Raw genomic sequence first — 24,293 nt, 5'->3', positions numbered from 1 at the left:
TTCGAATTCACTGAAATCTTCTAGTTCAGAAACTTACAGCATATTATTCAAAGTTATACGAATAATCAGGGATAGTGTAGTTAATTAGTAAGGGGGGAAGCTGATGAAAGCAAAAAAGATAATTATATTTTTACTAGTATTTGCTATGATAATATGTATAGGCGGTTGTAATATTATAAATAAGGTTAAAGACGTAGGTAGTAATGAAGATGAAGTAGAAGTAGTAAAAAGCGATGATGAATTTGAGATTACTTGTGATGATAACATGAGAAATACAGTCTTATACTATAAAAATGAAAGCGGGTTTTTAGTACCAGTAATGAGAAAGATACCTTGGGAGGAAGGAATAGCTAAAGCAGCTCTAAGAAATATAACTAACAGTCCTGCAATCAGAGAGGATATTAGTGTAATTGGACTAGAGCCAATTATTCCGGCGGGAGTACAAATTAAGGGGATGTCTATAGATAAAGAAACAGGGTTATGCAAGGTGAATTTTACGAGTGAAATATTAAATTATGAAACAGAGGATGATGAATATAATTTAGTTAAAGGTATAGTCTATACTTTAACTGAATTTCCAGCAATCTCTAAGGTTAAAATAATGATAGATGGTAAAGCAGCAGGAACTATGAAGTTTGGAACAAATTTAACTCAGGCTTTATTGAGAGAAGATATAAACTACATGGCATCTGGTGAAGAAAACACTTCAAAAGTTGTGGTATACTACAAGAGTACAACAAATGGAGATTATGAGTATTACGTACCTGTTACAATTCCTACTTTGGCACCTAATGCAAATGTAAGCTCAGCTTTACAAGCATTATTTGATGGACCACCTGAATTTTCTGGTCTTTATACAGATATACCTGAAGGAGTTGCATTACAAGGAATTGAAATAAATAGTAGTATTGCATTTGTAGATGTAAAAGTAGACGATTTAACAATATTTGAAGACCAAGCAACATATGATGCAATGGCAACAAATATTGGCTTAACACTTGAACAATTTGATGATATAGCAGAAGTTGAAATTTTAATAGATGGTAAAGTTCTTGAAGAAGCAGGATTAGATTTGGTAGATGATAATGCAATGCCAGTTTTTGCAAATGAATATTAAATATAAAAAATATAAATAATATAAATAATATTATAAAGCGACAAAACATGTCGCTTTTTCCAATAGCAAAATAATAATAAGATAGAAGCGTTTTTGTTAAATAATCTACAGTTGTGAATTAGAAATAGTTTTGGAAAGTTTAATTTAGAAAATGTTCATTACTTTATAGAAAAAAAGCCAAACATTTGTTATTATAATGCTATAATTAAATTATGATAGGAGAGGCATAAGATGAGTAGAATAGATGGAAGAAAAAAAGATGAAATAAGAAAGGTTAAAATAACTAGACAATATTTAAAACATCCAGAGGGATCTGTCTTGATAGAAATGGGTGACACAAAGGTTATATGTACTGCTATGATAGAAGATAAAGTACCACCTTTTTTAAGAAATACAGGCAAAGGGTGGATAACAGCTGAGTATTCAATGTTACCAGCATCTACTATAACTAGAAAGGTGAGAGAAGCCAGTAGGGGCAAATTAGATGGTAGAACTCAAGAAATAAAAAGATTAATCGGTAGATCATTAAGATCAGTAGTAGATTTAGATGCGCTAGGAGAAAAAACTATATGGATAGACTGTGATGTTATCCAAGCTGATGGTGGTACAAGAACAGCTTCTATAACAGGTGCATTTGTAGCATTAGCTGAAGCTATGTATAAATTAAAACAACAGGGTAAGGTAGACAAAATTCCATTAAAGAGATTTATAGCTGCAATAAGTGCTGGAATAGTAGGAGATAATGTAATCTTAGATTTATGTTACAAAGAAGATTCTAATGCTAATGTAGATATGAATGTTGTAATGACAGATAAAGGTGAATTTGCTGAAATACAAGGAACAGGAGAAGAAGCGCTTTTTAACATAGAGGAATTAAATAGCATATTAGAATTAGCTAAGAAAGGTAATGAAGAACTTATAGAACTACAAAAAGAAGTTTTAGGTGAAATAACCAACTACATAGGAGTTGAATAAAAAGGTTAAGGAGATGCAAATGAAAAAGCTTATAGTTTCAAGTGGTAATCAGCATAAAATAAAAGAAATTAAAGATATTTTAAAAGAACTTCCGATAGAAGTAATATCAAAAAATGAGATTGGGTTTGAGGAATTCGAAGTAATAGAAGATGGTGAAACACTTAAAGAAAATGCTATAAAAAAAGCTGTGGAATTATCTAAAAAAGTTAGTGGATTAGTAGTAGCTGACGATACAGGTTTATTTGTTGATGCATTAAATGGAGAGCCGGGGGTATATTCATCACGTTATGCAGGAGAGAATGTAACATATGAAGATAACAATAATAAATTGCTAAAAGAGCTATTAAGTGTGCCTGATAGCAAAAGAACTGCAAAATTCGTAACAGTTATGGCTCTAGCACAGCAAGGCAAAGTGGTACAAACTATAAAAGGAGAATGTAATGGTAAAATAGCCATGCAGAGATTTGGAGAAGCAGGTTTTGGATATGATCCACTATTTATCGTTGATGAATACAATAAGACCTTTGCAGAACTTGGCGATGAAATAAAGAACGAGATAAGCCATAGAGCAAATGCGCTTAAAAAACTTAGAGAAGAATTAGAGGTATTGTTGGAGGAAATATAGGATGAAAATTGTTGTGGTGAGTGATACTCACGGAATGGTTGGGAATGTTATAAAACTAATAAATAAACTTGATGATATAGATTTAATAATACATCTTGGGGATAATCTAAAAGATGCTATAGAAATAGAAAACAAGTTAGGTGTAGAATGTATTTTTGTAAAAGGAAACTGTGATATGTTTAGCTGCGCAAAGGCGGGAGAAGAAAAAATACTTGAAATTGAGGGAAGAAAATTATTATTAACACATGGACATAAATACAATGTGAAATATGGACTCGATAGATTATATTGCAAAGTTAAAGAATTGGAAGTAGATATAGTGTTATTTGGACATTCGCATATATCTGTAAATGAACAATATGATAACATATTGTTTTTGAATCCAGGGAGTGCTACATATCCTAAGGGTGGTACAAAACAAAGTGTGGCATTATTAACCATAGATAATAATGAAATAAATAGTTCTATATTAAATTTACATGATTATATTTAATGTAGTTATAAAACTATCATTGTATTATTCTAAAAAATAAGAGGTTGTCTTAAATGAATAAGGTTATACAGCTTCATTCATGAATGGACATCCTCAATTCTTGATTTTGTTGTTAAAGAGCTGTGGTAATTTAATAATAGCATGTATAAATATGAATAAATTCAGTATAAACTTAAAAAAACAACCAATAATTTCAATATAGTATTGACATATAAAATTAAAACTGCTATAATTAATAACTGTCAGACAAGAAAAATACTATAATAAGCACCTGTAGCTCAGTAGGATAGAGCAACGGACTTCTAATCCGTGTGCCGGGGGTTCGAATCCTCCCAGGTGCACCATACACAAACCAGCTGAGTAATTAGCTGGTTTAAATTTCATATTTATGCACCATTAGCTCAATTGGATAGAGTAGCTGACTTCGAATCAGTTGGTTGGGGGTTCGAGACCCTCATGGTGCACCAGATAGATACAAGTAAAATGGAGGATTGTCATAGTTTTGACAGTTCTTCATTTTTTTAGAGAGCACCTCAATTTTGATTTGGTGTGAATTTGGGGACGTTTTGGGAACAAACTTAAATAGATGATGTTAAGTTATAAATTATTTGAGATAACACAAATTTATGAACTGAATAATATATACTAATAGAACCATTTTTATTAATAATATTAAGAGGTAATGTAATGACTATAAAGATTTTAATAATAATATTTATATCTTTAGCATTATATATTATTTTCGCTATAAAAAGCTATAAGAGCTTGCCGGTAGGTTATGATAATAAATTTGTTAAAAGGATATATTATTGCTACTCAATATTATGGATTATAGTGTTTAACATTCTATTTTATGATGTAATAAAAACTATAGAAATTATTAGAATAAGCCTGGTAAAAACAACACAATATGCAGTCAATGTTTGCTTTGTCTCAGCTTTGATATTTATTGTTTTTTTGATTTGGGAATATATTTTTATTTCATGTAAATCTGTAAGGATTTTTAGATTTAAAAATTTGGCAGTAAAATTAGAAAAAGAAGAAAGAGAAAAAATTAGTAACATAGCCTATTATGGCAGATTTGTAAAAAGAGAGAAAGATACTCTTTATGCAGTGTTAAATGCATTATTAGAGATGGAAGAATATATAAATCAGTATATTTTACAAGAAGATTTAAGCCCGTATGTTTGCTATGCTAACATACTAAAAGAATATAAAAAGAAAAGAAAAAATATTGATGTTTTAGTATTTTACGAAAACACAAATCAAATGGAATTAATGAGAAAAAAACTAAATTTAACAGAACAACAAATTTCCGCAATAATGTGTTCTGTAAACATCTACGGATTTTGTTCACAAGATGGTTATAAAAATAGGGATTATATATTTGGTAAAATAGAAGCAAAGTTTCATCCTGAAAATATCATTGTTGTACTAAAAAGTAGACATTTAATAGATAAAGAATTTTTAATATTAATTGATATAATTAATTATTTTGAATTGAAGCTTGAACTAGAGATGTCAAGAATGTAACGAGGCACAAGATGTCTGCGCCTCGTTGAAACGGTGTGTTGCAATTACTATGTAATTGCTTCCGTTATAAAAAACTTAATATCAGATGAAGGGAAGTGTTCATGTGACTGAAGATAAAAAAAACAATTTAGATAAAATGATTAAGATTGCTAATGATAAAAATTGTAAAACAATGAAAACGAAACTTCGATTCACATCAGATTCAAAGGTGATGAGTGATAGAAAAGCCTTAGCAGGTCGAAGGGCACTTAACGAAAACTTCATATAATACCTACAAATCGTCATGGTATAAAAATGTAGTAATAAAAAAAGAAAAGCTAATTGTTATTTAGCTTTTCTTTTTGAAATAATGGAATTTCATCATTAATTATTTAAGAATTTTGGTTCTGATAAATTATTTGACTGTAAAGCTTTTTTTTCTATGGTTAGTTGTATTCTATTATCTTCATTATCTATTTTGAATTGAAATTTTTTTCCGCAATTTTCACACTGTATGTATTCATGCATTTCTAATCTCATTCTATTATCAAAAATAAAAGGAATAAGATTAGTTTTTTTAAATCTGTCATTGCTATCTATATTATATGTATATAAATACGTAGCTTCTTTCTTTAAAGATATCATCGGACTATTGCAATTTGGACATATAAAATTGTTTGCCTTTTTCATAAAATGATACTCCTTTCAAAAAAATGATTACCCTATGATTATTATGTATTAAAATGCATAAATTAAACACAAAATAGTTTTAATCTGAATTGTTCATAGTCATATTAGTAAATATGAGTATTTTGTGCTATTATATATAACGAGGCTGGGTACCGATTTGATTTAACAAATGGTGTGTAAATTAGCGCCTCGTTGTAACGTAATAAGATTTCAGGTTTTAGGAGGTTTGATCATGAAAAAAATGACAGTTTTAATAATGATAATTTCTTTAATATTATGTAGTTGTGTACCTAAACAAGTAAAAAAACCTATTTCAAAGACTAACTTACTGATGGGAACTATAGTGAATATTGAATTGTATGATGATGTAGATGATAAAGTTTTTGAGGAAATTTTTGATAGATTGAAGGATATAGAAAGGAAAATGAGTGTTAACATTGAGGATAGTGAAGTATCAAAGCTAAATAAAGCTTCAGGAAATATGAGTGTAAGAGTATCGGATGAAACATACTATGTTGTAAAAGAAGGGAAAAAATATTCAGAGATTTCTAAGGGTAATTTTGATATAAGTATATTACCACTAGTTAAACTTTGGAACATAGGTACAGATCAAGCTAGAATTCCAACAAAAGAAGAAATAGAGCAAAAAAAATCTCTAGTTAACTACAAAGATATATATATGGATGATGAAACAAAAAAAATAGAACTTAAAAATAAGAATATGGCTTTGGATTTAGGAGGAATAGCTAAAGGATATGGAGCTGATGAAATTACAAAAATATTGAAGAAACATGATATTAAAGGTGGAATAATAGACCTTGGAGGAAATATTACAGTTTATGGCGATAAGCAAGATGGGAGTAATTGGACAGTGGGAATACAAAATCCCTTTGAAGAGAGAAATAATTATATTGGAATATTAACAGTAAAAAATCAGTCTATTGTTACATCTGGTATATATGAGAGATACTTCGAAGTAGAAGGTAAAAGATATCATCACATTTTAAGTCCATTTACCGGATATCCTATTGAAAATGACTTGGGAAGTGTTACTATTTTGAGTGATGAATCTATAAAAGCGGATTCGCTATCTACTTCAGCTTTTGCATTAGGTTTAGAGGAAGGTATGAAACTTCTAAATAGTATAGAGAATTCGGAAGGGATATTTATAACAAAAGATAAAAAAATATATATAACTGATGGAATTAAGGATACATTTGAACTAACAGACAAGGATTTTCAGTTGATTAAGTAGAATATAAAATAATATTAAACTCATATAAAAACATGAGTTAAGTAGGAGTATATAGATGAGGAGATTAGATATAATAGTTGTAATTGCAATATTAATACTTTCTGGTGGTTTTTATCTTGTAAATGATTTAATTAATAATGAAAAATATGACTATAATTTTGCTAAGATTACTGTTGATGGGAAAATATATAAAACTATAGAGTTAATTGATGACAATTATTATGAAAAGATTGTTATACAAAAGAAAGCATATAAGAATGTAATTGAGATAAAAGGAAAAACAGTTAGAATGCTGGAATCAAATTGTAGAGATAAAGTATGTATTAAAATGGGTATGATAGATGAACCCGGTGAAATTATTGTTTGTCTGCCTAATAAGATTGTTATTGAAATAGTTGGGAATCAAAAAAGAGATATAGACGGATTGGCATATTAGAGGAGTATAAAATGAGCAAAACAAAAAAATTAGTATTCATATCATTATTGATAGCACAAGCAATGATATTAAGTTTCATAGAAAATAGCATTCCATTTAGTCTATCAATAATGGGTGCAAAATTAGGATTAGCAAATATCATAAGTCTAACAGCTTTATATATGTTTGGAATAAAAGAAGCATTGATAATAGTTTTTATGAGAACATTTATAACTGATATTCTTTTTGGATCTATGCAAAGGTTTTTGTTCAGTATTTCGGGTGGAATATTAAGTGTAATAATAATGTATATAGTACTAAAGATATTTAAAGATAGAATAAGTATAATAGGAGTAAGTGTATTTGGAGCATTATTTCATAGTATAGGACAAATAGCCATGGCTGCTGTAGTGATTCAAAATATAAAAATAGCAGTATATTTACCTTATTTAGGTGGGATATCAGTAGTAACAGGTATTTTTGTTGGAATTAGCTCAAAATATATGCTTTTAGCTATAAGAAAAGTTAAACCCTGATTATTCATATAACTTTGAATAATATGGTGTATAGTTTTGACTTAGAAAATTTCAGTGAATTTGAAGGCATACCGAGTTGGTATGTCGAAAATTTAATGGACTTCTTATAACAACGAAAGCAATTACGTAGTAATTGCAACACACCGTTTCAACGAGGCGTAAGATATTCACACCGCCTGTTAAATATAATCGCTACCCACTACCTATAGAGGTGAGGGACATCTTGTGCCTTGTTATAATCAAAAGGATGTTATTAATGAATCTCCTATTCATTTTTTAATATGAAACTCACTACTCATTTCATTCCTAGGAGTAAGTGATTCACAAGAAATCGTAGATTTCTGTTCTCTACTCATGAGTAAGCGACTCACAAAAAATCATAGATTTTAGTTTCCTGCTCATAATTTTCTATGAATAATCTGGGTTTAATACTTTAAGACAAGCAAAACCTAAGGACGATGATATTCCTTAGGTTTTGCTTGTCTGTTGAAGTTTAAAAAGCTGTTTAGTTTTGTAGAAGCTTTTGTTGTCTAATCATCCATTTGTTTACACTAATAGCAGCAAAAATTCCCACAAAAATAGAATAATTAAGAATTTTGTCAGAAGTAGCCTCCATATATATACACCTTCAATATATTAAGTTTTACTTCATAAATATTTTAAAAAATAAGTTTTTGTGATTATTTTTTATTATGTATAGTAATTAATATCTGTGGAATTGTGGATGAAAATAATTTTTTTAATGCATTTTTTATAATTTTGACAATAATCTCATTAAAGGTGGTCTATATATTTCTATTGCTTTCTTTGGACAAAGTTCATGACAGCAAAAACATCTTATGCAGTTATCCAAATCTACGACTGGGCGATTATCCTTCATTTCAATTATTTTTGGTGGACAACTATTAGCGCATTTACCACAACCAGTACAGTCATCATGTATAAATATAGGTTTAGGCTGTAAAAGTTTATTGCATAAGCTTGAAACAAATTGTGGAAATCTATCGCTAACAAAATCTACACATCGAATAATAGGCATTTTAAAATCTTTTATCATAAAATCATCTATATTATCACCAACCAATTTTATATCATCAAGTGACCCAGAACATATCCCGCGATTAATACAACTATTTATAGTTGGTATTTTTTTAGCGTCAATATTAATTATACTAGAGGCTACTACATCTAAATGATAAGGACTATTAGAGGCAATGACAGCACCGATTTGTCGAGGATTACCGCTTGTAGGACCATCACCTTCCATACCAACAATACCATCCATAAATGATAAAACTGGATTAGCATACAAACAAATGTCAACTAGTGCATCCGCGAAATCTTTAACCTCAGGCATTTTAAAATGGTACTCACTCTTTAGAGAACCAGGAATAATGCCAAATTGATTTTTAACTGCGCCTGTAAACAACATCATACAATGAGTTTTTAGTTTTGATACAGAAATAACCTTGTCTACATCTTCTAACATTTGAGTTACAGTAAGACGCTTTAACAGTTTTCCATCAGGAAATGAAACCTGCATTGAATTTGTGTTGAAATTTAATTTTGCTCCAGTTTCTTCAGCAATATTAGAAATTTGACACGTATTGTATATACTCTTAAGAATAGCTTTGTTAAAAGGTCCTCCTGGACTGTCACCTATAATTACTTCAGCACCGTATTCAATCAAAACTTCAGCGAGAGCTTTGACAAAAGTAGGATGTGTAGTAGCTGCTTTATCTGGGCTTTTTTTGATAACTAAATTAAGTTTTAACAAAACTCTGTCCTTTTTATTTATATATTTTTCTATTCCACCTAGATTGTCAAAGCTTTTAAGTATGCTGTCTTTTACTTTTGAATATTCGTAGTTATTGCATTTATCTAACGAAACAATATTAATCATTTTTATCTCCTTTATATTAAACTGTGGTCATTTTAAATTTCGCTTATATTATATACATAATATATCATTAGGATAGTGCAAAATCAATCATTGCATAGAGAGTAATACATTTACACAATAATTTACCAAATTAAGAAAAAAATAAAATTACTTATTGACAGTAAAAAACAAATGAGCTATACTAATTAATACAATGTGATACACTATATATTAAATATGACATACTATATAGTTAATATAATAAAAAATAAGGGGGTAACTACTATGAGTGATATAGTTAATAAGTCAGAATTAGAGGATATTAATATAAATCATATTTGGAAGTTAAGGGGCTGTTTCAGCAGATATCTTCAATGTGCAATTAATACATCTTCAAATATATTTTAAGCTGAGCTGTTTCTTACCACCAAAGGAATTATAGGGGGTAGAATATGAAAAAACAAAGATCAGACGGCGTTGAAAAGGTATTAATATTATTAATAGGTATGTATGGAAATAGTATTTTTCCTGAAATTCAAAACTTTTTATCATCATGCAACCCTATTTTATTTAATATGATTTTTACAATATTATGTTACGGATTATATAAATTTATAGTAGAGAATATAAATACTCATCTGAATTAAGATGGGTATTTATTGGAATTATGGGAATACTAAAGCGTAGATATTTACTTAATATGTTTATAAAATTCAAATGTTCTGTTGTATTTTTCAGTGTATAAGATATTCAGAAATATACAGCATATTATCTGTTGTTACATGAGCAATTAGAGGAAAATTTAAATATATTATAAGTATATTGACAACAAATATCAAATGAGCTATACTGATTAATGTAATAAGATACACGGTTGATTAAATATGACATACTATATATTGTATATAAATATTTTAAAAAGGGGAGAACAAGTAGCATGACTAAGTTTGTTTATTCTTTTGAAGAAGGAAATAAAGATATGAAGCCACTTTTAGGAGGTAAAGGAGCTAATTTAGCGGAAATGAAGAAAATTGGCTTACCTGTACCTTTAGGTTTTACAATTACAACTCAAGCATGTAATGCTTATTATGAAAACAACAAAAATTTAGGATCGGAAATGGAAAGTGAAATATTTAATTTTTTAGAAGATTTAGAGAAAAAAACAGGCAAAACATTTGGTAGTATTGAAAATCCTTTGTTAGTTTCAGTTAGATCAGGTGCTGTTATATCTATGCCTGGAATGATGGATACAGTTTTGAATTTAGGTTTAAATGATGATACTGTTAAGGGACTAGCTGAACTTACTAATAACGAAAGATTTGCTTATGATAGTTATAGAAGATTTATTCAAATGTTTGGTGATGTAGTTTTACACATACCAAAATATGAATTTGATAGAGTATTAGATGAAATAAAGAGAAAAATAAATGCAAGTAGCGATACTGAATTAACGGTAGATGCATTAAAGGATATGATTAAAAAATATAAGAATATTATTAAAAGACAAGCAGGGATAAATTTCCCAAATGAGCCTAAAAAACAACTACTTATGTCAGTTAGAGCTGTGTTTGATTCATGGAATAATCAAAGAGCAATAATATATAGAAATATAAATGATATACCACATGATTTAGGAACTGCTGTAAATGTGCAATCCATGGTTTTTGGTAATATGGGAGAAACATCAGGTACAGGTGTTGCATTTACAAGAAATCCTGCTACAGGAGAAAACAAAGTATTTGGAGAATATTTATTAAATGCTCAAGGTGAAGATGTGGTTGCAGGGATAAGAACTCCTCAATCTATTGATCAATTAAAAGATTTCATGTCAGGAAAAATATATAATCAATTCATGGAAATAGCAGCTAAATTGGAAATGCATTATAGAGATATGCAAGATATAGAATTTACATTTGAAAAAGGTAATTTATATTTATTACAAACAAGAACAGGTAAAAGAACTGCAACGGCAGCGATAAAGGTAGCAGTTGATTTAGTAGCCGAAGGTAAAATAACTAAAGAAGAAGCATTGATGAGGATAGATCCAATGCAAATCAACCAACTTCTACACCCTGTATTTGACGAGGATGAGCTAAATAAAGCAAATAAATTAGCTAAAGGTTTACCTGCATCACCGGGAGCTGCATCAGGAAAAGTATATTTTTCATCAGAACACTCTGCACAGGCTGCTAGCAATGGTGAAAAAACAATATTGGTTAGAATAGAGACTTCTCCAGAAGATATCGAGGGTATGAATATGTCTCAAGGTATTCTTACTGCTAGAGGAGGAATGACATCACATGCAGCTGTAGTTGCTAGAGGAATGGGTAAATGCTGTGTAGCTGGTTGTGGTGAATTAAAAATAGATGAAGAAAGAAAGATTCTTAAAGTTAATGATGAAATTATAAAAGAAGGAGAATATATATCATTAGACGGTAATACAGGTAATGTATACAAAGGGATCATTAAAACTAAAGCAATAGAGCTTTCAGGCAATTTTGGGAAGATAATGCAATGGGCAGATGAAGTTAGAAGATTAAAAATTAGAACTAATGCAGATACACCAAGAGATGCTAAAACTGCTGTTGATTTTGGAGCAGAAGGTATTGGATTATGTAGAACAGAGCATATGTTCTTTGCTGAGGCTAGAATACCTATTATGAGACAGATGATAGTATCAGATACAAAAGAAGATAGAATAAAAGCACTTGATAGATTATTCGATTTCCAAAAAGAAGATTTTGTAGGTATATTCAGAGCTATGGGTGAAAGACCTGTGACAATAAGATTGTTAGATCCACCATTACATGAATTTTTACCACAAAATGATGACGATATCAAAGTATTAGCAGATAATATGAATATAGCTTTTCAAAAATTAAAAGATAAAGTACTAGATTTAAAAGAATTTAATCCAATGTTGGGTCATAGAGGTTGTAGATTAGCAATAACTTACCCTGAGATATACCAAATGCAAGCTAAAGCTGTAATAACAGCTGCGATAGAGGTATCAAAACAAGATGGATTAAATATAAAACCAGAGATTATGATACCGTTGGTAGGTCATGCAAAAGAACTTGAAATATTAAGAAAGCTTGTTGATGACACTGCAAAACAAACATTAAAAGAAAATTCATGTGAATTACAGTATTATATAGGAACTATGATAGAAATACCTAGAGCGGCTTTGACTGCTGATGAAGTAGCAAGGTATGCAGATTTCTTCTCATTTGGTACAAATGATTTAACACAGATGACATTTGGTTTCTCTAGAGATGATGCTGGTAAATTTATTGATGAGTATAAAAACAAAGAAATATTTGAAAATGATCCTTTTACAACTATAGATGTTAAAGGTGTAGGCAGTTTAGTAAGAACAGCATCCAAATTGGGAAGATTAGAAAAAGAAAACTTAAAGTTAGGTATTTGTGGAGAACATGGTGGAGATCCTAAATCAATAGAATTTTGCGAAGAGGTTGGATTAGATTATGTTTCTTGCTCGCCATATAGAGTGCCAATAGCAAGATTAGCAGCTGCTCAGGCAGTAATAAAAAAGAATAATTAAAAATTATTGTATATAAATAGATGCGTTTAAAAAAGTGAGTCTTATGACTCGCTTTTTTAACGTTTTGAGAAAAATTCTAGTAGTGAATTTGGCATATATATTTTTCATAAATTATATACATTAACATAATAAAAAAATCCTAAAAAATACAGCTTGACTTTCATACTTTACGGTGATAATATATGCAATATACTTGTATATATATGCGCAATTTATGGCGTACAAAATAGAAAATAGTGTCTATTAATAACATATTCAAGTTTGAAATTCAATTAATATTTATACATTAATTTTAAAGTATTAATAGATAAAGAACAGACAAGGTTAGTGATTTTTTTAAAAAGAGGTGAATGTATATGAAATATCCTTTAGTTGAAATAAATTTGTCGAAATTAAAACACAATGCAGAGACAATAAAAAAAATGTGTAGCAAGCAAGGCATAAGTATAGCTGGAGTTACTAAAGGATTTTGTGGCAATAAATACTTAGCTCAAGCTATGATAGAAGGAGGAATTGAAGTTCTAGCTGATTCTAGAATAGAAAATCTTGAAAAAATAAAAGATTTTGATGTTATGAAGCTGTTGTTGAGAATACCTATGAAAAGTATAGCAAATAAGGTAGTTGAATTAACAGATGTATCTCTAAATTCTGAAATAGAGACAATAAAGGAGCTGTCTAATCAAGCAATAAAACAAAATAAAATTCATAATATAATTTTGATGATAGATTTAGGAGATTTAAGAGAAGGCATTTTTGATGAAAATGAAATATATGACGATATTGATATAATATTAAAATTAGAAGGTATTAATCTTTTAGGTATAGGTACTAACCTTTCTTGTTTTGGGGGAGTGATACCAACAGCTGAAAATCTAAATAGACTTATAGAAATAAAAAAGAAAATTGAAGATAAATTTAAAATTAAATTAGAAATATTATCAGGAGGAAATTCAACAAGCTTTCAATTGGTGATGGATGGGAAAATGCCACGAGAAATAAACCACTTAAGACTAGGTACAGTTATATTGGTAGGGCATGATGAGGTTTTTGACAGGTGGATAAAAAATACTTACAATGATGTGTTTAGATTAAAGGTTGAAATAGTAGAAGTGAAGAACAAACCTTCAGTTCCTATAGGAGAAATCGGCTTAGATTCTTTTGGAAATAAACCATTTTTTAAAGATAGAGGTATAAGAAAAAAAGCTATATGTGCTATAGGAAGACAAGATACAGATATTGAATGGATGCAACCTGATGACAAAGGTATATTAGTACTTGGAGCAAGTAGTGACCATCTAATACTCGATATAACAGATGCTAAAGATGATTTAAAGGTAGGAGACGAAGTAAGCTTTATATTGGATTATGTAGCACTATTAAATGCTATGACATCAGAATATGTGTATAAGAAATTCATACAGTAAATTCATAGGCTAAAGTAGGTTTTATAAGCTTGTTGTGGTAAAATAATAAGAAAATGGTTTATGGAAGCAAGGAGGGGTAATTTTGAAAGCTACTGTTCAAAAATATATTAGAGAGTTCAAAAATGAACTTATTGAGTTAAGTAATTATATTCACGCTAATCCGGAATTTGGGCATGAAGAATTTAAATCCTGCAAAGCGCATAAAGATATATTATCAAAGTATGGATTTGAAATAGAAGACAATTATTTAGATATGCAAACAGCATTTAAGGCAGTATATAATAGTAATAAAAAAGGGCCAACTATTGCATATTTAGCTGAGTATGATGCACTTCCAGGGATAGGTCATGGGTGTGGACATAATATATTAGGAACGACTAGTACAGGCTCAGGAATAGTTCTCAGTAAACTTATTGATGAACTTGGAGGAAAAGTTATAGTGTTTGGTACACCGGCAGAAGAGACTAACGGTGCTAAGGTTGATATGGCTAATAATGGAGCTTTTGATGAAGTAGATATAGTGCTTATGGCACATCCTGCTGATGAGTACTATAAAAGCGGTAAATCATTAGCAATGGAGGCTATTGAGTTTACATTTAAGGGGAAGACTGCACATGCTGCTTCAGAACCTGAAGAAGGGATTAATGCATTAGATGCAGCTATAAATACATTTAATAATATAAACGCTTTGAGAGAGCATATAAAGTATGATTCGAGAATACATGGTATTATTAAAGAGGGCGGAAAGGCAGCAAATATAGTGCCTGATTTAGCAATAGCACAATTTTATGTAAGAGCTACAACTAAAACGTATTTAACTAAGTTAGTAGAAAAAGTCAAAAACTGTGCAAGAGGAGCTTCATTAGCTGCTGGTACTGAATTAGAAATAACAAACTATGAAGCATCATATGATAATCTAGTAACAAATAATATATTAAATAATTTGTTTGAAGAAAAAATTAAAGATATGGGTATAAAAAATATTTTTGAACCTAAGGAAGGATTTGGTTCAATAGATGCAGGTAATGTAAGTCATGTATGTCCAACAATTCATCCATATTTCAGCATTAGTCCAAGGAAAGTTGTAGGACATACGGTAGAATTTGCAAAAGCTGCAGTATCTACATATGCTTATGAACAAATGTGTAAGACTATAGGAGCATTAGTTTTAGTTGCTGTTGATATAATAAAGGACAAGCAGTTACTAGCTGATATAAAAAATGAATTTGTTAATGCACATAAGTAAGCGTAGAGAACAGAGAACTATTATTTTTTGTGAATTCACTTATTCCTACGAATGAAAATGAGTTACAATTTAAGCTTACTGATAGGAACAAGTGAGTAGGATAAAATATTTTCAAAAAAAATGAAAAAAAATGAAAAAATATAAAAAAACTATTGACAAAGCATATAAATAAACGTATAATATTCATTGTCAGTATTGGCAAACAATAATTTTCGCGGGAGTGGCGGAATTGGCAGACGCGCTAGACTTAGGATCTAGTGCCAAAAGCGTGGGGGTTCGAGTCCCTTCTCCCGCACCATAACATTTTAAAGCCAATGGTTATACCATGGGCTTTTTTTCTAATATACAGAGAATATATGTAATGTGTATATTGAGAAATTTTGGTTTACATTTGTAGTGTTACTTTTAAGTCATCTTTTATATATTACTAAAGGAGACTTTTTTAATGTATAAAGTAAATAGATTAAGGATATACACATATTGATAGCGTTTTTTGGTCTATATTAAATATATAGGTAATTATAGACTTTAAAACTGTAAATAATTTGTAATTATTGTAGATATTTATGTCAAGAACTGATTTTAATCTTCCTTAGAAGATTTTGTTTTAAAAATAATAAAATACTTCATATATAGTAGTTAATGGTTGTTGGATAGAAAAAATTTTTATGATATAATGTAATGGTTGATTTTATCCCTTATTTTTAAATTTAAGTTAATAGCTTACTTAGATAAAGAAATGAGTTTGAGTTAATCTATACTTAATTATTAAAGAATAATATGGGTTTACAATACATAAAAAATTTTATTGATGATTTCTACTAATAAATCTTGAAGTTTTATGATGATTCTATATTATAATTAATAGAACTTATACTATGTTTAATATAAATGACATTGTATAAGCTATTTGAATATACTAATAGAAGTATAAATATGATGCGTTCGTAATTAATTAAAAGAATAAAAAACGCAGGAGGAGGAGCTATTATGAGTTCAAAAATTGCAAAAAAAGAAAACAATACAGTTACTCTTAATATTATGGTAGAGTGGGATGAATTTGAAAAAAACATTCAAAAAGCATATTTAAAAAACAGAAAAAAATTCAATGTAAATGGTTTCAGAAAAGGTAAAGTACCAAGACAAATCATAGAAAAGATGTATGGAATTGAAGTATTCTATGAAGATGCAATCAACTTTGTTTTACCAGATGCATATGATAATGCAGTAGAAGAACATGACTTAGAACCAGTAGATAGACCATCAATTGATTTTGAAGAAATTAAAAAAGGTGAGCCTGTAGAATTCATAGTTGATGTAGTAGTAAAGCCTGAAGTCAAATTAAATGATTATAAAGGAATAGAGGCAGAAAAGTTTGAGTATACTGTAACAGATGAAGATATTGACAATGATATTAAAAAAATGCAAGAGCAAAATGCAAGAATAATCGAAGTTGAAGAAAGACAAGTTAAAGATGGAGATATTGTAATAATTGATTTTGAAGGGTATATTGACGGAGAGCAATTTGAAGGTGGAACTGCAAAAAATCATTCATTAACTATAGGTTCAGGTGCATTTATTCCTGGATTTGAAGAGCAATTAATAGGAAAGAACAAAGAAGATGAAGTTGATGTAAATGTTAATTTCCCTGAGGATTATCAAGCAGAAGATTTAGCTGGAAAAGAAGCATTATTTAAAGTTAAAATACATGAAATTAAAGAAAAAGAGTTACCAGAGCTTGATGATGAATTTGCTAAAGATGTGAGTGAGTTTGATACTTTAGCAGAGCTTAAAGAAGATGTTAAAAAAAGACTTCAAGAGCAAGCAGATAGAAAATCAAAGACTGAAACTGAAAGCAGTGTCGTAAAAAATGTTGTTGATAAGGTTGAAATTGATATACCTAAGGCTATGGTAGAAAGCCAAGTTAATATGGAAATAAGAGAGTTAGATTACAGATTAAGAATGCAAGGATTAGATGTTGAGAAATATCTACAATTTACAAATGGTTCTATGGAAGATATAAGAGAAAAAATGGAGCCAAATGCTAAGCAAATTGTTAAAACAGAGCTTGTACTAGAAGAAATATCTAAACAAGAAGGAATTTCAGCGACTGATGAAGAATTAAATAAAGAACTTGAAAAAATGGCAAAACAGTACAATCAGGAACTTGATAAATTTAAGAAAAATATTAAAGAAGAAGATTTAGAATATATCAAATTGGGTATAATTAAAAGCAAGACAGTTGATTTTTTAGTAGAAAATGCTAAGTTTACTAAGGCAGATAAATAAGAATAAAGATTTTTGGTATTAAATCTGCTGTAAAATATAGGAGGGGATTTTTATGGCATTAGTACCTGTTGTTGTAGAACAGACAAATAGGGGAGAAAGGTCTTACGATATTTTTTCTAGACTTTTAAAAGATAGGATAATATTTTTAAGTGACGAAGTAAATGATGCTACAGCTAGTTTAGTAGTTGCACAGTTATTATTTTTAGAAGCTGAAGATCCTGACAAAGATATTCAATTATATATTAACAGTCCTGGAGGATCAATAACTTCAGGTATGGCAATATATGATACAATGCAGTACATTAAACCAGATGTATCAACTATATGTATTGGTATGTGTGCAAGTATGGGTGCATTCTTGTTAGCCGCTGGAGAAAAAGGAAAGAGATATGCTCTTCCAAATGCAGAAATCATGATACATCAACCTCTAGGTGGTACAAAAGGTCAAGCAGAAGATATAAGAATCCATGCAGAAAGAATTATTAATGCTAGAAAGACATTAAATGAAATATTGAGTGAAAGAACAGGTCAATCTCTTGAGACAATCCAAAGAGATACAGATAGAGATAATTTTATGTCTGCAGAAGAAGCCAAAGAATATGGACTGATAGATAAGGTAATCACTTCTAGAAAATAACGTATTGAAAGAGGTGACATAATGTCAAAATATAATGATAAGCAACTGAAATGTTCTTTTTGTGGTAAATCACAAGATCAAGTTAGGAGACTAATAGCAGGACCCAATGTGTATATTTGTGATGAATGTATAATGCTATGTCAAGAAATAATAGATGAAGAATTTGATGATGCAACAAATTTTGAAATGAATGATTTACTAAAACCTATAGAAATAAAAGATGTTTTAGATGAATATGTAATTAAGCAAGACAGAGCAAAAAAGGCATTAGCAGTGGCTGTCTATAATCATTACAAGAGAATAAATAAGAAAGTTTCAAATGATGATGTTGAATTGCAAAAAAGTAATATTGTTATGCTTGGTCCAACTGGTTCAGGTAAGACATTACTAGCTCAAACTTTAGCAAAGATATTAAATGTACCATTTGCTATAGCAGATGCAACTTCATTAACTGAAGCTGGATATGTAGGAGAAGATGTAGAAAACATTTTATTAAAGTTAATTCAATCTGCTGATTATGATATAGAAAAAGCTGAAAAAGGAATTATCTATATTGATGAGATTGATAAAATTGCTAGAAAATCCGACAATCCGTCTATAACAAGAGATGTTAGTGGTGAAGGTGTACAACAAGCTTTATTGAAAATATTAGAAGGAACTATAGCTAGTGTACCTCCACAAGGAGGAAGAAAGCATCCGCACCAAGAATTTATACAGATAGATACAACTAATATCCTCTTCATAGTAGGTGGCGCATTTGGCGGAGTAGAAAAGATTATTCAAAAGAGAATTGGTGAAAAAGGAATTGGTTTTGGAGCTAAATTACAAAGCAAAAAGATTAATAATATAGGAGAACTGTTAAAACAGATTCATCCAGAAGATTTATTAAAATATGGTCTTATTCCAGAGTTTGTTGGTAGACTTCCAGTTATAGTGACATTAGAGAAGTTGGACAAAGAAACTTTAGTTGACATTTTAACTAAGCCAAAGAATGCTCTTGTTAAACAATATAAAGAGTTATTTAAAATGGATGGTGTTGAATTGGAATTTGAAGATGAAGCTTTAGAAGTAATTGCTCAAAAAGCTATAGATAGAGATACTGGAGCAAGAGGATTAAGAGGGATAATAGAAGAAGTTATGATAAATATTATGTATGATATACCATCAAGAGAGGATATCAAAAAATGCATAATTACTAAAGAAACTATTTCTAATGGATCTGATCCAACACTTGTTCTTAAGAGAAAGAATAAATTATCAAAAACTAAAAATAATAAGGAAGAAACAGCTTCCTAAAAGGAACTGTCTAAATAGTTAAAAGGCAATTCCTTTAGGGGTGTTTCAGAATGAATGAAGTTCTAGGCATTGGAATTCTCATGGATAAGACTGTATTTATTGTACTGATTAGTTGGGAGATATTTCAATAATGCAGAAATTCGTCATTTTGAGGCACCCCATTCTTCATATAGGAAATTATAAATTTTTAAGATTGCTTTTATATGTAAGGCAAAGTCTATTTTCAAAATTTTATAGAAGACTTTGTTATTTAATATGTACATACTTTGGTAAAAATATATAACAAACTATTGAAATTAATTGCAATAAAAAGTAATATATTATATATATATTGTACAATAACCATAATTATGGATATAATATTCATTGACTTTAGTGTTATGAATAGAATAAAATTAATAAAGAAATTGAGCAAAAATAGATTAGTAAGTTTTGGTTATAATATTAATTAGTACTTGGTTTAAACCTGACAAAGGAGCTGTTATAATGTCAAAGGATAAATATATAATAAAGTGTCAAAAAAGAACAATACCATTGATTCCGCTTAGAGGAATTTCAATATTTCCATATATGATAGTACATTTTGACGTAGGTAGAGATAAATCAATAAAAGCTTTAGAAGAAGCAATGGTAAATGATTCTCTGATTTTTTTAACAACTCAAAAAAAAGCTAATACAGATATACCTACAGCAGAGGATTTTTACGAAGTCGGAACTGTATGTAAAATAAAACAAATGTTAAAGCTTCCGGGAGATACTATAAGAGTTTTAGTTGAAGGAATTAATAGAGGTAAAATTAGAGAAATTATAAGAGAAGAGCCATTTTTTGAAGTGGAAATAGAAGAATATGTATATGAACTAAACATTAAAGATGATAAAAGCATAGAAGCTATGATGCGGTTAGTAATGGAAAATTTCAATGAATATGTAAAGCTTGAAAATAATATTGCTTCTGATGTAGTTGTTACTATTTCAGAAATTAAAGAAGCAGGTAGATTTGCTGATGTAATTTCATCATATTTATTTCTAAAACCTGAAAATAAACAAAGAATACTAGAAGCATTTAATCCATACAAGAGATTGGAATTAATAAATGTGTTACTAGAAGAAGAACTTGATGTTTTAAAAATAGAAGAACAAATAGCAGAGAGAGTAAAAAGTCAAATAAACAAAGTTCAAAAAGAATATTATCTAAAAGAACAGATAAAAGCAATATATAAAGAGTTAGGTGAAGATGAAGATATAGAGCAGGAAGTTGAAGAATACTTAGAAAAAATTGATAAAAGCAAAATGCCTAAAGATATTAAAGATAAGGCAAAAAAAGAAGCAAATAGACTATTAAAAATGTCACCTTCATCATCAGAGTCAGGTGTAATAAGAAATTATGTTGAATGGTTGATAGAATTACCTTGGGGAAAACAAACTAAAGATAGAGTGAATTTGAAAAAATCTAGAGAAATTTTAGATACAGATCATTATGGACTAAAAGATGTAAAAGAAAGAATACTTGAGTTTTTAGCTATAAGAAAGCTTTCAAATAGCATGAAAGGTCCAATATTATGTTTAGTAGGTCCTCCGGGAGTTGGTAAAACGTCTATAGCAAAGTCTATAGCCAGAGCATTAGGAAGAAAATTTGTTAGAATGTCACTTGGTGGGATGAGAGATGAAGCAGAGATTAGAGGTCATAGAAGAACGTATGTTGGAGCTATACCTGGTAGAATAATATCATCATTAAAAAAAGCTCAATCTCAAAATCCAGTGTTTTTATTCGATGAAATAGATAAAATAAATAGTGATTTTAAAGGTGACCCAGCATCAGCATTACTAGAAGTATTAGATCCAGAACAAAACAATACATTTACAGATCATTTCTTAGAGGTTCCTTTTGATTTGTCAAAGGTTATGTTTATTACAACAGCAAATTCATTATCAACAATTCCAAGACCTTTATTAGATAGAATGGAAGTAATACACGTAACTAGTTATACAGAAGATGAAAAGTTTGAGATAACAAAGAGATACTTAATACCAAAGCAAAGAAAGGCTCATGGATTAACAGAAGAAAATATAACTATTTCAGACAAAGCTACTATGGAAATAATAACAAGCTATACTAGAGAATCAGGTGTTAGAGGACTTGAAAGACAGATAGCAAATGTTATGAGAAAAGCAGCTAAAAGAATTGTAGAAGAAAAAATTGACAATGTTAAAATAACTACTGGAAATGTAAGCAAATACCTTGGAATGCAAAAGTATTCATATGAAAAAGCTGATACAGAACCTAAAATTGGGATAGTAAATGGATTGGCGTGGACATCAGTTGGTGGAGTAACATTAAATATAGAAGTAAGTGTCATGAAGGGTAAAGGAAAGGTTCAATTAACAGGTCAGCTTGGAGATGTAATGAAAGAATCAGCTATGACAGGAATAACATATATTCGTACTATAGCAGAAGAATACGATATAGAAAATGATTTTTATGATGAAATGGATATTCATATACATGTTCCAGAAGGTGCAATTCCAAAAGACGGACCTTCAGCAGGTATAACAATTGCAACCGCAGTACTATCAGCACTTGCGAAGATACCAGTAGATAGTACAGTAGCAATGACAGGAGAAATCACTCTAAGAGGAAGAGTGTTACCAATAGGTGGCGTAAAAGAAAAAGTACTCGCTGCTAAGAGAGCAGGTATAAAAAAGGTACTATTACCTTGGGATAACAAAAAAGACATGGAAGAATTAGAATCAAACGTAAAAAGAAGTATGAAATTTGTATTTGTAAAGGATGTAAAAGAAGTTTTAGAAGAGGTGTTACTAAGGGAGAATAAAAATGAAAATTAAAAAAGCAGAACTTTTAGCTGTAACAGGAAGAAAAGAGCAGTACCCCGAAGAAGGTGTATTTGAGATAGCATTAGCAGGAAGGTCGAATGTAGGAAAATCATCATTTATTAATACATTACTAAACAGAAAGAAATTAGCTAGAACAAGTGGTCAGCCAGGGAAAACTCAAACTATAAATTTCTATAATATAAATGATGAATTTAGATTCGTAGATTTACCCGGATATGGTTATGCAAGAGTGTCTAGAACACAAAGAGAAGCTTGGGGAAAAATGATTGAAACTTATTTGAGCTCACGTGAATCATTAAAAGAGATAATATTACTTTTGGATATTCGTCATGAACCGGGAGAACATGACAGAATGATGTATGAGTGGATTAAAAAAATAGGTTTTAAAGGATATATAATAGCTACAAAAGCAGACAAGATGTCAAAAGGTGCCTGGCATAAGCATACCAGTGCAATAATGAAGAAACTAGAGATTAAAGACAGAAGCTTAGTATTACCTTTTTCTGCATCTAAGAAATTGAATGTTGATAAAGCTTGGGAATTGATTGAGAATATATTAGATTATGAAGAAGAATAAATATTAACCTTAATTATTTGTATAATGCCAAACATTATACAAATAATTTAAGCAGATAGAAAAAGAAATCCTCATAGCTAGGATTTCTTTCTTACAAATTCTATATAAATTATTCTTTTGGTTCAAACATTTCTTTACCTGCACCACATACTGGACAAACATAATCATCAGGTAATTCTTCAAAAGGTACACCAGCATCAATATCTGAATCTGGATCGCCAATAGAAGGATCATAAACCCAACCACATGGCATACATACATATTTTCCCATAATGTTTCCTCCTATTTAAAAATTAAAGCATCAAAATGATGTTTTCATATATAATATTATTAACCCTTATTTTAATTTTCTAAACATTAATTATAAAAATATATTGATTTAAAATAGATTTGTATGGGTAATATATAAAAAGATATAAAATATCAATAAAAAGAGGTGAAAGCAGTGTATTATTTAATCGATGAAAGTGTCTGTAGCTCAATAGAAAATGCCAGAGGTATATTAAAGTGTATAATGGATAGAGTAAAAAGAATAATACCTGATGAAGCTGTACTATTTGATATTAGATTGATATTAGATGAGTTAGTCTATAACGGAGTAAAACATGGTAATGAATTTAAAGAAGAAAAAAAAATAAAGATTAGAATAGAAATAACAGATGACTTTGTAAAAATAGAAGTTTGTGATGAAGGAACAGGTATAAAATGTCGCAACAAAGAATATAATCCATTGGATTTAAAAGATTGCGGACGAGGATTAGTACTAGTAAAAGGCTTGAGTGATGAATTTAGCGTTGATAAGAATAAGGCTGTTTCAATAAAATATATTAAATAATTATTTGTCTGTAATATTTTTATTTATATTTGAGAAAATAATTATATAAATCATTTAGAGAGGTTGTTATA

General features: G+C 29.5%; 23 protein-coding genes and 3 tRNA genes. 23 read left to right on the top strand and 3 right to left on the bottom strand.

Features of this window, described 5'->3' with window-relative positions; translation table 11 throughout:
- Nucleotides 1-103 precede the first annotated feature (103 nt).
- The 8 genes from AYC61_RS05745 (at nucleotide 104) to AYC61_RS21090 (ending at nucleotide 5,011) form a co-directional block, all read left to right on the top strand.
- The gene (locus AYC61_RS05745; RefSeq protein WP_066498065.1) at nucleotides 104-1,117 is read left to right on the top strand and encodes a GerMN domain-containing protein; all 1,014 of its coding nucleotides are present in this window, start codon (nucleotides 104-106) and stop codon (nucleotides 1,115-1,117) included.
- A gap of 231 nt (nucleotides 1,118-1,348) precedes the next feature.
- Nucleotides 1,349-2,092, top strand: a complete 744-nt coding sequence (rph, locus tag AYC61_RS05740; RefSeq protein ID WP_066498062.1) for a ribonuclease PH — start codon at nucleotides 1,349-1,351, stop codon at nucleotides 2,090-2,092.
- Between the two features lie 19 nt (nucleotides 2,093-2,111).
- Complete coding sequence (locus AYC61_RS05735) at nucleotides 2,112-2,717, top strand: XTP/dITP diphosphatase (RefSeq protein WP_082759803.1); 606 nt, start codon at nucleotides 2,112-2,114, stop codon at nucleotides 2,715-2,717.
- Between the two features lies 1 nt (nucleotide 2,718).
- Nucleotides 2,719-3,210, top strand: a complete 492-nt coding sequence (locus tag AYC61_RS05730; protein ID WP_066498060.1) for a metallophosphoesterase — start codon at nucleotides 2,719-2,721, stop codon at nucleotides 3,208-3,210.
- Nucleotides 3,211-3,477: 267 nt separating this feature from the next.
- A tRNA-Arg gene (locus tag AYC61_RS05725) sits at nucleotides 3,478-3,554 on the top strand.
- 46 nt (nucleotides 3,555-3,600) lie between these two features.
- Nucleotides 3,601-3,677: transfer RNA gene (locus AYC61_RS05720), tRNA-Arg, on the top strand.
- Nucleotides 3,678-3,897: 220 nt separating this feature from the next.
- The gene (locus AYC61_RS05715) at nucleotides 3,898-4,743 is read left to right on the top strand and encodes a hypothetical protein (RefSeq protein ID WP_066498058.1); all 846 of its coding nucleotides are present in this window, start codon (nucleotides 3,898-3,900) and stop codon (nucleotides 4,741-4,743) included.
- Between the two features lie 85 nt (nucleotides 4,744-4,828).
- A complete protein-coding gene (locus AYC61_RS21090; RefSeq protein ID WP_162265441.1) occupies nucleotides 4,829-5,011 on the top strand; it encodes a hypothetical protein in 183 nt (60 codons plus the stop codon).
- Nucleotides 5,012-5,106: 95 nt separating this feature from the next.
- Here the strand turns inward: AYC61_RS21090 and AYC61_RS05710 are convergent, their stop codons facing one another.
- A complete protein-coding gene (locus AYC61_RS05710; RefSeq protein ID WP_066498056.1) occupies nucleotides 5,107-5,412 on the bottom strand; it encodes a hypothetical protein in 306 nt (101 codons plus the stop codon).
- A gap of 232 nt (nucleotides 5,413-5,644) precedes the next feature.
- Here AYC61_RS05710 and AYC61_RS05705 point away from each other — a divergent pair, with 232 nt between their 5' ends.
- From AYC61_RS05705 to AYC61_RS05695, 3 genes are read left to right on the top strand one after another with little or no spacing between them, the layout of a single operon-like run.
- The gene (locus AYC61_RS05705; RefSeq protein ID WP_066498054.1) at nucleotides 5,645-6,667 is read left to right on the top strand and encodes an FAD:protein FMN transferase; all 1,023 of its coding nucleotides are present in this window, start codon (nucleotides 5,645-5,647) and stop codon (nucleotides 6,665-6,667) included.
- A 55-nt stretch (nucleotides 6,668-6,722) separates the two neighbouring features.
- Entirely contained in the window at nucleotides 6,723-7,103 is a 381-nt protein-coding gene (locus tag AYC61_RS05700) for a NusG domain II-containing protein (RefSeq protein ID WP_066498051.1), read from the top strand.
- A gap of 11 nt (nucleotides 7,104-7,114) precedes the next feature.
- Nucleotides 7,115-7,618: a Gx transporter family protein gene (locus AYC61_RS05695; RefSeq protein ID WP_066498049.1), complete on the top strand. Its 504-nt coding sequence runs from the start codon at nucleotides 7,115-7,117 to the stop codon at nucleotides 7,616-7,618.
- Nucleotides 7,619-8,369: 751 nt separating this feature from the next.
- Here the strand turns inward: AYC61_RS05695 and AYC61_RS05690 are convergent.
- On the bottom strand, nucleotides 8,370-9,521 hold the full coding sequence (locus tag AYC61_RS05690; protein WP_082759802.1) for a DUF362 domain-containing protein: 1,152 nt from the start codon (nucleotides 9,519-9,521) through the stop codon (nucleotides 8,370-8,372).
- 264 nt (nucleotides 9,522-9,785) lie between these two features.
- Here AYC61_RS05690 and AYC61_RS21990 point away from each other — a divergent pair, with 264 nt between their 5' ends.
- The 11 genes from AYC61_RS21990 (at nucleotide 9,786) to yihA (ending at nucleotide 23,387) form a co-directional block, all read left to right on the top strand.
- Nucleotides 9,786-9,908, top strand: a complete 123-nt coding sequence (locus AYC61_RS21990; RefSeq protein WP_275935218.1) for a hypothetical protein — start codon at nucleotides 9,786-9,788, stop codon at nucleotides 9,906-9,908.
- 44 nt (nucleotides 9,909-9,952) lie between these two features.
- Complete coding sequence (locus AYC61_RS05685; RefSeq protein ID WP_066498046.1) at nucleotides 9,953-10,147, top strand: hypothetical protein; 195 nt, start codon at nucleotides 9,953-9,955, stop codon at nucleotides 10,145-10,147.
- A 290-nt stretch (nucleotides 10,148-10,437) separates the two neighbouring features.
- A complete protein-coding gene (ppdK, locus tag AYC61_RS05680; RefSeq protein WP_066498045.1) occupies nucleotides 10,438-13,065 on the top strand; it encodes a pyruvate, phosphate dikinase in 2,628 nt (875 codons plus the stop codon).
- A 356-nt stretch (nucleotides 13,066-13,421) separates the two neighbouring features.
- Nucleotides 13,422-14,489 carry an ornithine racemase Orr gene (orr, locus tag AYC61_RS05675; protein ID WP_066498043.1) on the top strand — a complete coding sequence of 356 codons (1,068 nt, stop codon included), beginning with the start codon at nucleotides 13,422-13,424 and terminating at the stop codon, nucleotides 14,487-14,489.
- Between the two features lie 82 nt (nucleotides 14,490-14,571).
- Nucleotides 14,572-15,735 carry a M20 family metallopeptidase gene (locus AYC61_RS05670; RefSeq protein ID WP_066498041.1) on the top strand — a complete coding sequence of 388 codons (1,164 nt, stop codon included), beginning with the start codon at nucleotides 14,572-14,574 and terminating at the stop codon, nucleotides 15,733-15,735.
- Between the two features lie 214 nt (nucleotides 15,736-15,949).
- Nucleotides 15,950-16,033: transfer RNA gene (locus AYC61_RS05665), tRNA-Leu, on the top strand.
- 692 nt (nucleotides 16,034-16,725) lie between these two features.
- Entirely contained in the window at nucleotides 16,726-18,024 is a 1,299-nt protein-coding gene (gene tig / locus AYC61_RS05660; protein ID WP_066498039.1) for a trigger factor, read from the top strand.
- A gap of 52 nt (nucleotides 18,025-18,076) precedes the next feature.
- A complete protein-coding gene (clpP, locus tag AYC61_RS05655; protein WP_066498037.1) occupies nucleotides 18,077-18,661 on the top strand; it encodes an ATP-dependent Clp endopeptidase proteolytic subunit ClpP in 585 nt (194 codons plus the stop codon).
- 21 nt (nucleotides 18,662-18,682) lie between these two features.
- The gene (gene clpX / locus AYC61_RS05650; protein ID WP_066498033.1) at nucleotides 18,683-19,957 is read left to right on the top strand and encodes an ATP-dependent Clp protease ATP-binding subunit ClpX; all 1,275 of its coding nucleotides are present in this window, start codon (nucleotides 18,683-18,685) and stop codon (nucleotides 19,955-19,957) included.
- Nucleotides 19,958-20,464: 507 nt separating this feature from the next.
- On the top strand, nucleotides 20,465-22,801 hold the full coding sequence (lon, locus tag AYC61_RS05645; RefSeq protein WP_420806807.1) for an endopeptidase La: 2,337 nt from the start codon (nucleotides 20,465-20,467) through the stop codon (nucleotides 22,799-22,801).
- On the top strand, nucleotides 22,791-23,387 hold the full coding sequence (gene yihA / locus AYC61_RS05640; RefSeq protein WP_066498030.1) for a ribosome biogenesis GTP-binding protein YihA/YsxC: 597 nt from the start codon (nucleotides 22,791-22,793) through the stop codon (nucleotides 23,385-23,387). Before lon ends, yihA begins: the two co-directional genes overlap by 11 nt.
- A 109-nt stretch (nucleotides 23,388-23,496) precedes the next feature.
- Here yihA and AYC61_RS05635 read toward each other — a convergent pair whose 3' ends face one another.
- Nucleotides 23,497-23,658: a rubredoxin gene (locus AYC61_RS05635; RefSeq protein WP_066498023.1), complete on the bottom strand. Its 162-nt coding sequence runs from the start codon at nucleotides 23,656-23,658 to the stop codon at nucleotides 23,497-23,499.
- Nucleotides 23,659-23,832: 174 nt separating this feature from the next.
- Here AYC61_RS05635 and AYC61_RS05630 point away from each other — a divergent pair, with 174 nt between their 5' ends.
- Nucleotides 23,833-24,222 (top strand): ATP-binding protein, encoded by a 390-nt coding sequence (locus AYC61_RS05630; RefSeq protein WP_066498020.1) that lies wholly within the window; start codon nucleotides 23,833-23,835, stop codon nucleotides 24,220-24,222.
- The last annotated feature ends 71 nt before the right edge of the window (nucleotides 24,223-24,293 follow it).

The organism is Abyssisolibacter fermentans (assembly GCF_001559865.1).
Classification (GTDB): domain Bacteria; phylum Bacillota; class Clostridia; order Tissierellales; family MCWD3; genus Abyssisolibacter; species Abyssisolibacter fermentans.
This window is presented reverse-complemented; position numbering and strand designations above follow the sequence as displayed.

Excerpts from the sequence above, each read along its gene's own strand:
- AYC61_RS05745 (WP_066498065.1), top strand. The coding sequence starts at position 104 with ATGAAAGCAAAAAAGATAATTATATTTTTACTAGTATTTGCTATGATA.
- rph (WP_066498062.1), top strand. The coding sequence starts at position 1,349 with ATGAGTAGAATAGATGGAAGAAAAAAAGATGAAATAAGAAAGGTTAAA.
- AYC61_RS05735 (WP_082759803.1), top strand. The coding sequence starts at position 2,112 with ATGAAAAAGCTTATAGTTTCAAGTGGTAATCAGCATAAAATAAAAGAA.
- AYC61_RS05730 (WP_066498060.1), top strand. The coding sequence starts at position 2,719 with ATGAAAATTGTTGTGGTGAGTGATACTCACGGAATGGTTGGGAATGTT.
- AYC61_RS05715 (WP_066498058.1), top strand. The coding sequence starts at position 3,898 with ATGACTATAAAGATTTTAATAATAATATTTATATCTTTAGCATTATAT.
- AYC61_RS21090 (WP_162265441.1), top strand. The coding sequence starts at position 4,829 with ATGAAGGGAAGTGTTCATGTGACTGAAGATAAAAAAAACAATTTAGAT.
- AYC61_RS05710 (WP_066498056.1), bottom strand. The coding sequence starts at position 5,412 with ATGAAAAAGGCAAACAATTTTATATGTCCAAATTGCAATAGTCCGATG.
- AYC61_RS05705 (WP_066498054.1), top strand. The coding sequence starts at position 5,645 with ATGAAAAAAATGACAGTTTTAATAATGATAATTTCTTTAATATTATGT.
- AYC61_RS05700 (WP_066498051.1), top strand. The coding sequence starts at position 6,723 with ATGAGGAGATTAGATATAATAGTTGTAATTGCAATATTAATACTTTCT.
- AYC61_RS05695 (WP_066498049.1), top strand. The coding sequence starts at position 7,115 with ATGAGCAAAACAAAAAAATTAGTATTCATATCATTATTGATAGCACAA.
- AYC61_RS05690 (WP_082759802.1), bottom strand. The coding sequence starts at position 9,521 with ATGATTAATATTGTTTCGTTAGATAAATGCAATAACTACGAATATTCA.
- AYC61_RS21990 (WP_275935218.1), top strand. The coding sequence starts at position 9,786 with ATGAGTGATATAGTTAATAAGTCAGAATTAGAGGATATTAATATAAAT.
- AYC61_RS05685 (WP_066498046.1), top strand. The coding sequence starts at position 9,953 with ATGAAAAAACAAAGATCAGACGGCGTTGAAAAGGTATTAATATTATTA.
- ppdK (WP_066498045.1), top strand. The coding sequence starts at position 10,438 with ATGACTAAGTTTGTTTATTCTTTTGAAGAAGGAAATAAAGATATGAAG.
- orr (WP_066498043.1), top strand. The coding sequence starts at position 13,422 with ATGAAATATCCTTTAGTTGAAATAAATTTGTCGAAATTAAAACACAAT.
- tig (WP_066498039.1), top strand. The coding sequence starts at position 16,726 with ATGAGTTCAAAAATTGCAAAAAAAGAAAACAATACAGTTACTCTTAAT.
- clpP (WP_066498037.1), top strand. The coding sequence starts at position 18,077 with ATGGCATTAGTACCTGTTGTTGTAGAACAGACAAATAGGGGAGAAAGG.
- clpX (WP_066498033.1), top strand. The coding sequence starts at position 18,683 with ATGTCAAAATATAATGATAAGCAACTGAAATGTTCTTTTTGTGGTAAA.
- yihA (WP_066498030.1), top strand. The coding sequence starts at position 22,791 with ATGAAAATTAAAAAAGCAGAACTTTTAGCTGTAACAGGAAGAAAAGAG.
- AYC61_RS05635 (WP_066498023.1), bottom strand. The coding sequence starts at position 23,658 with ATGGGAAAATATGTATGTATGCCATGTGGTTGGGTTTATGATCCTTCT.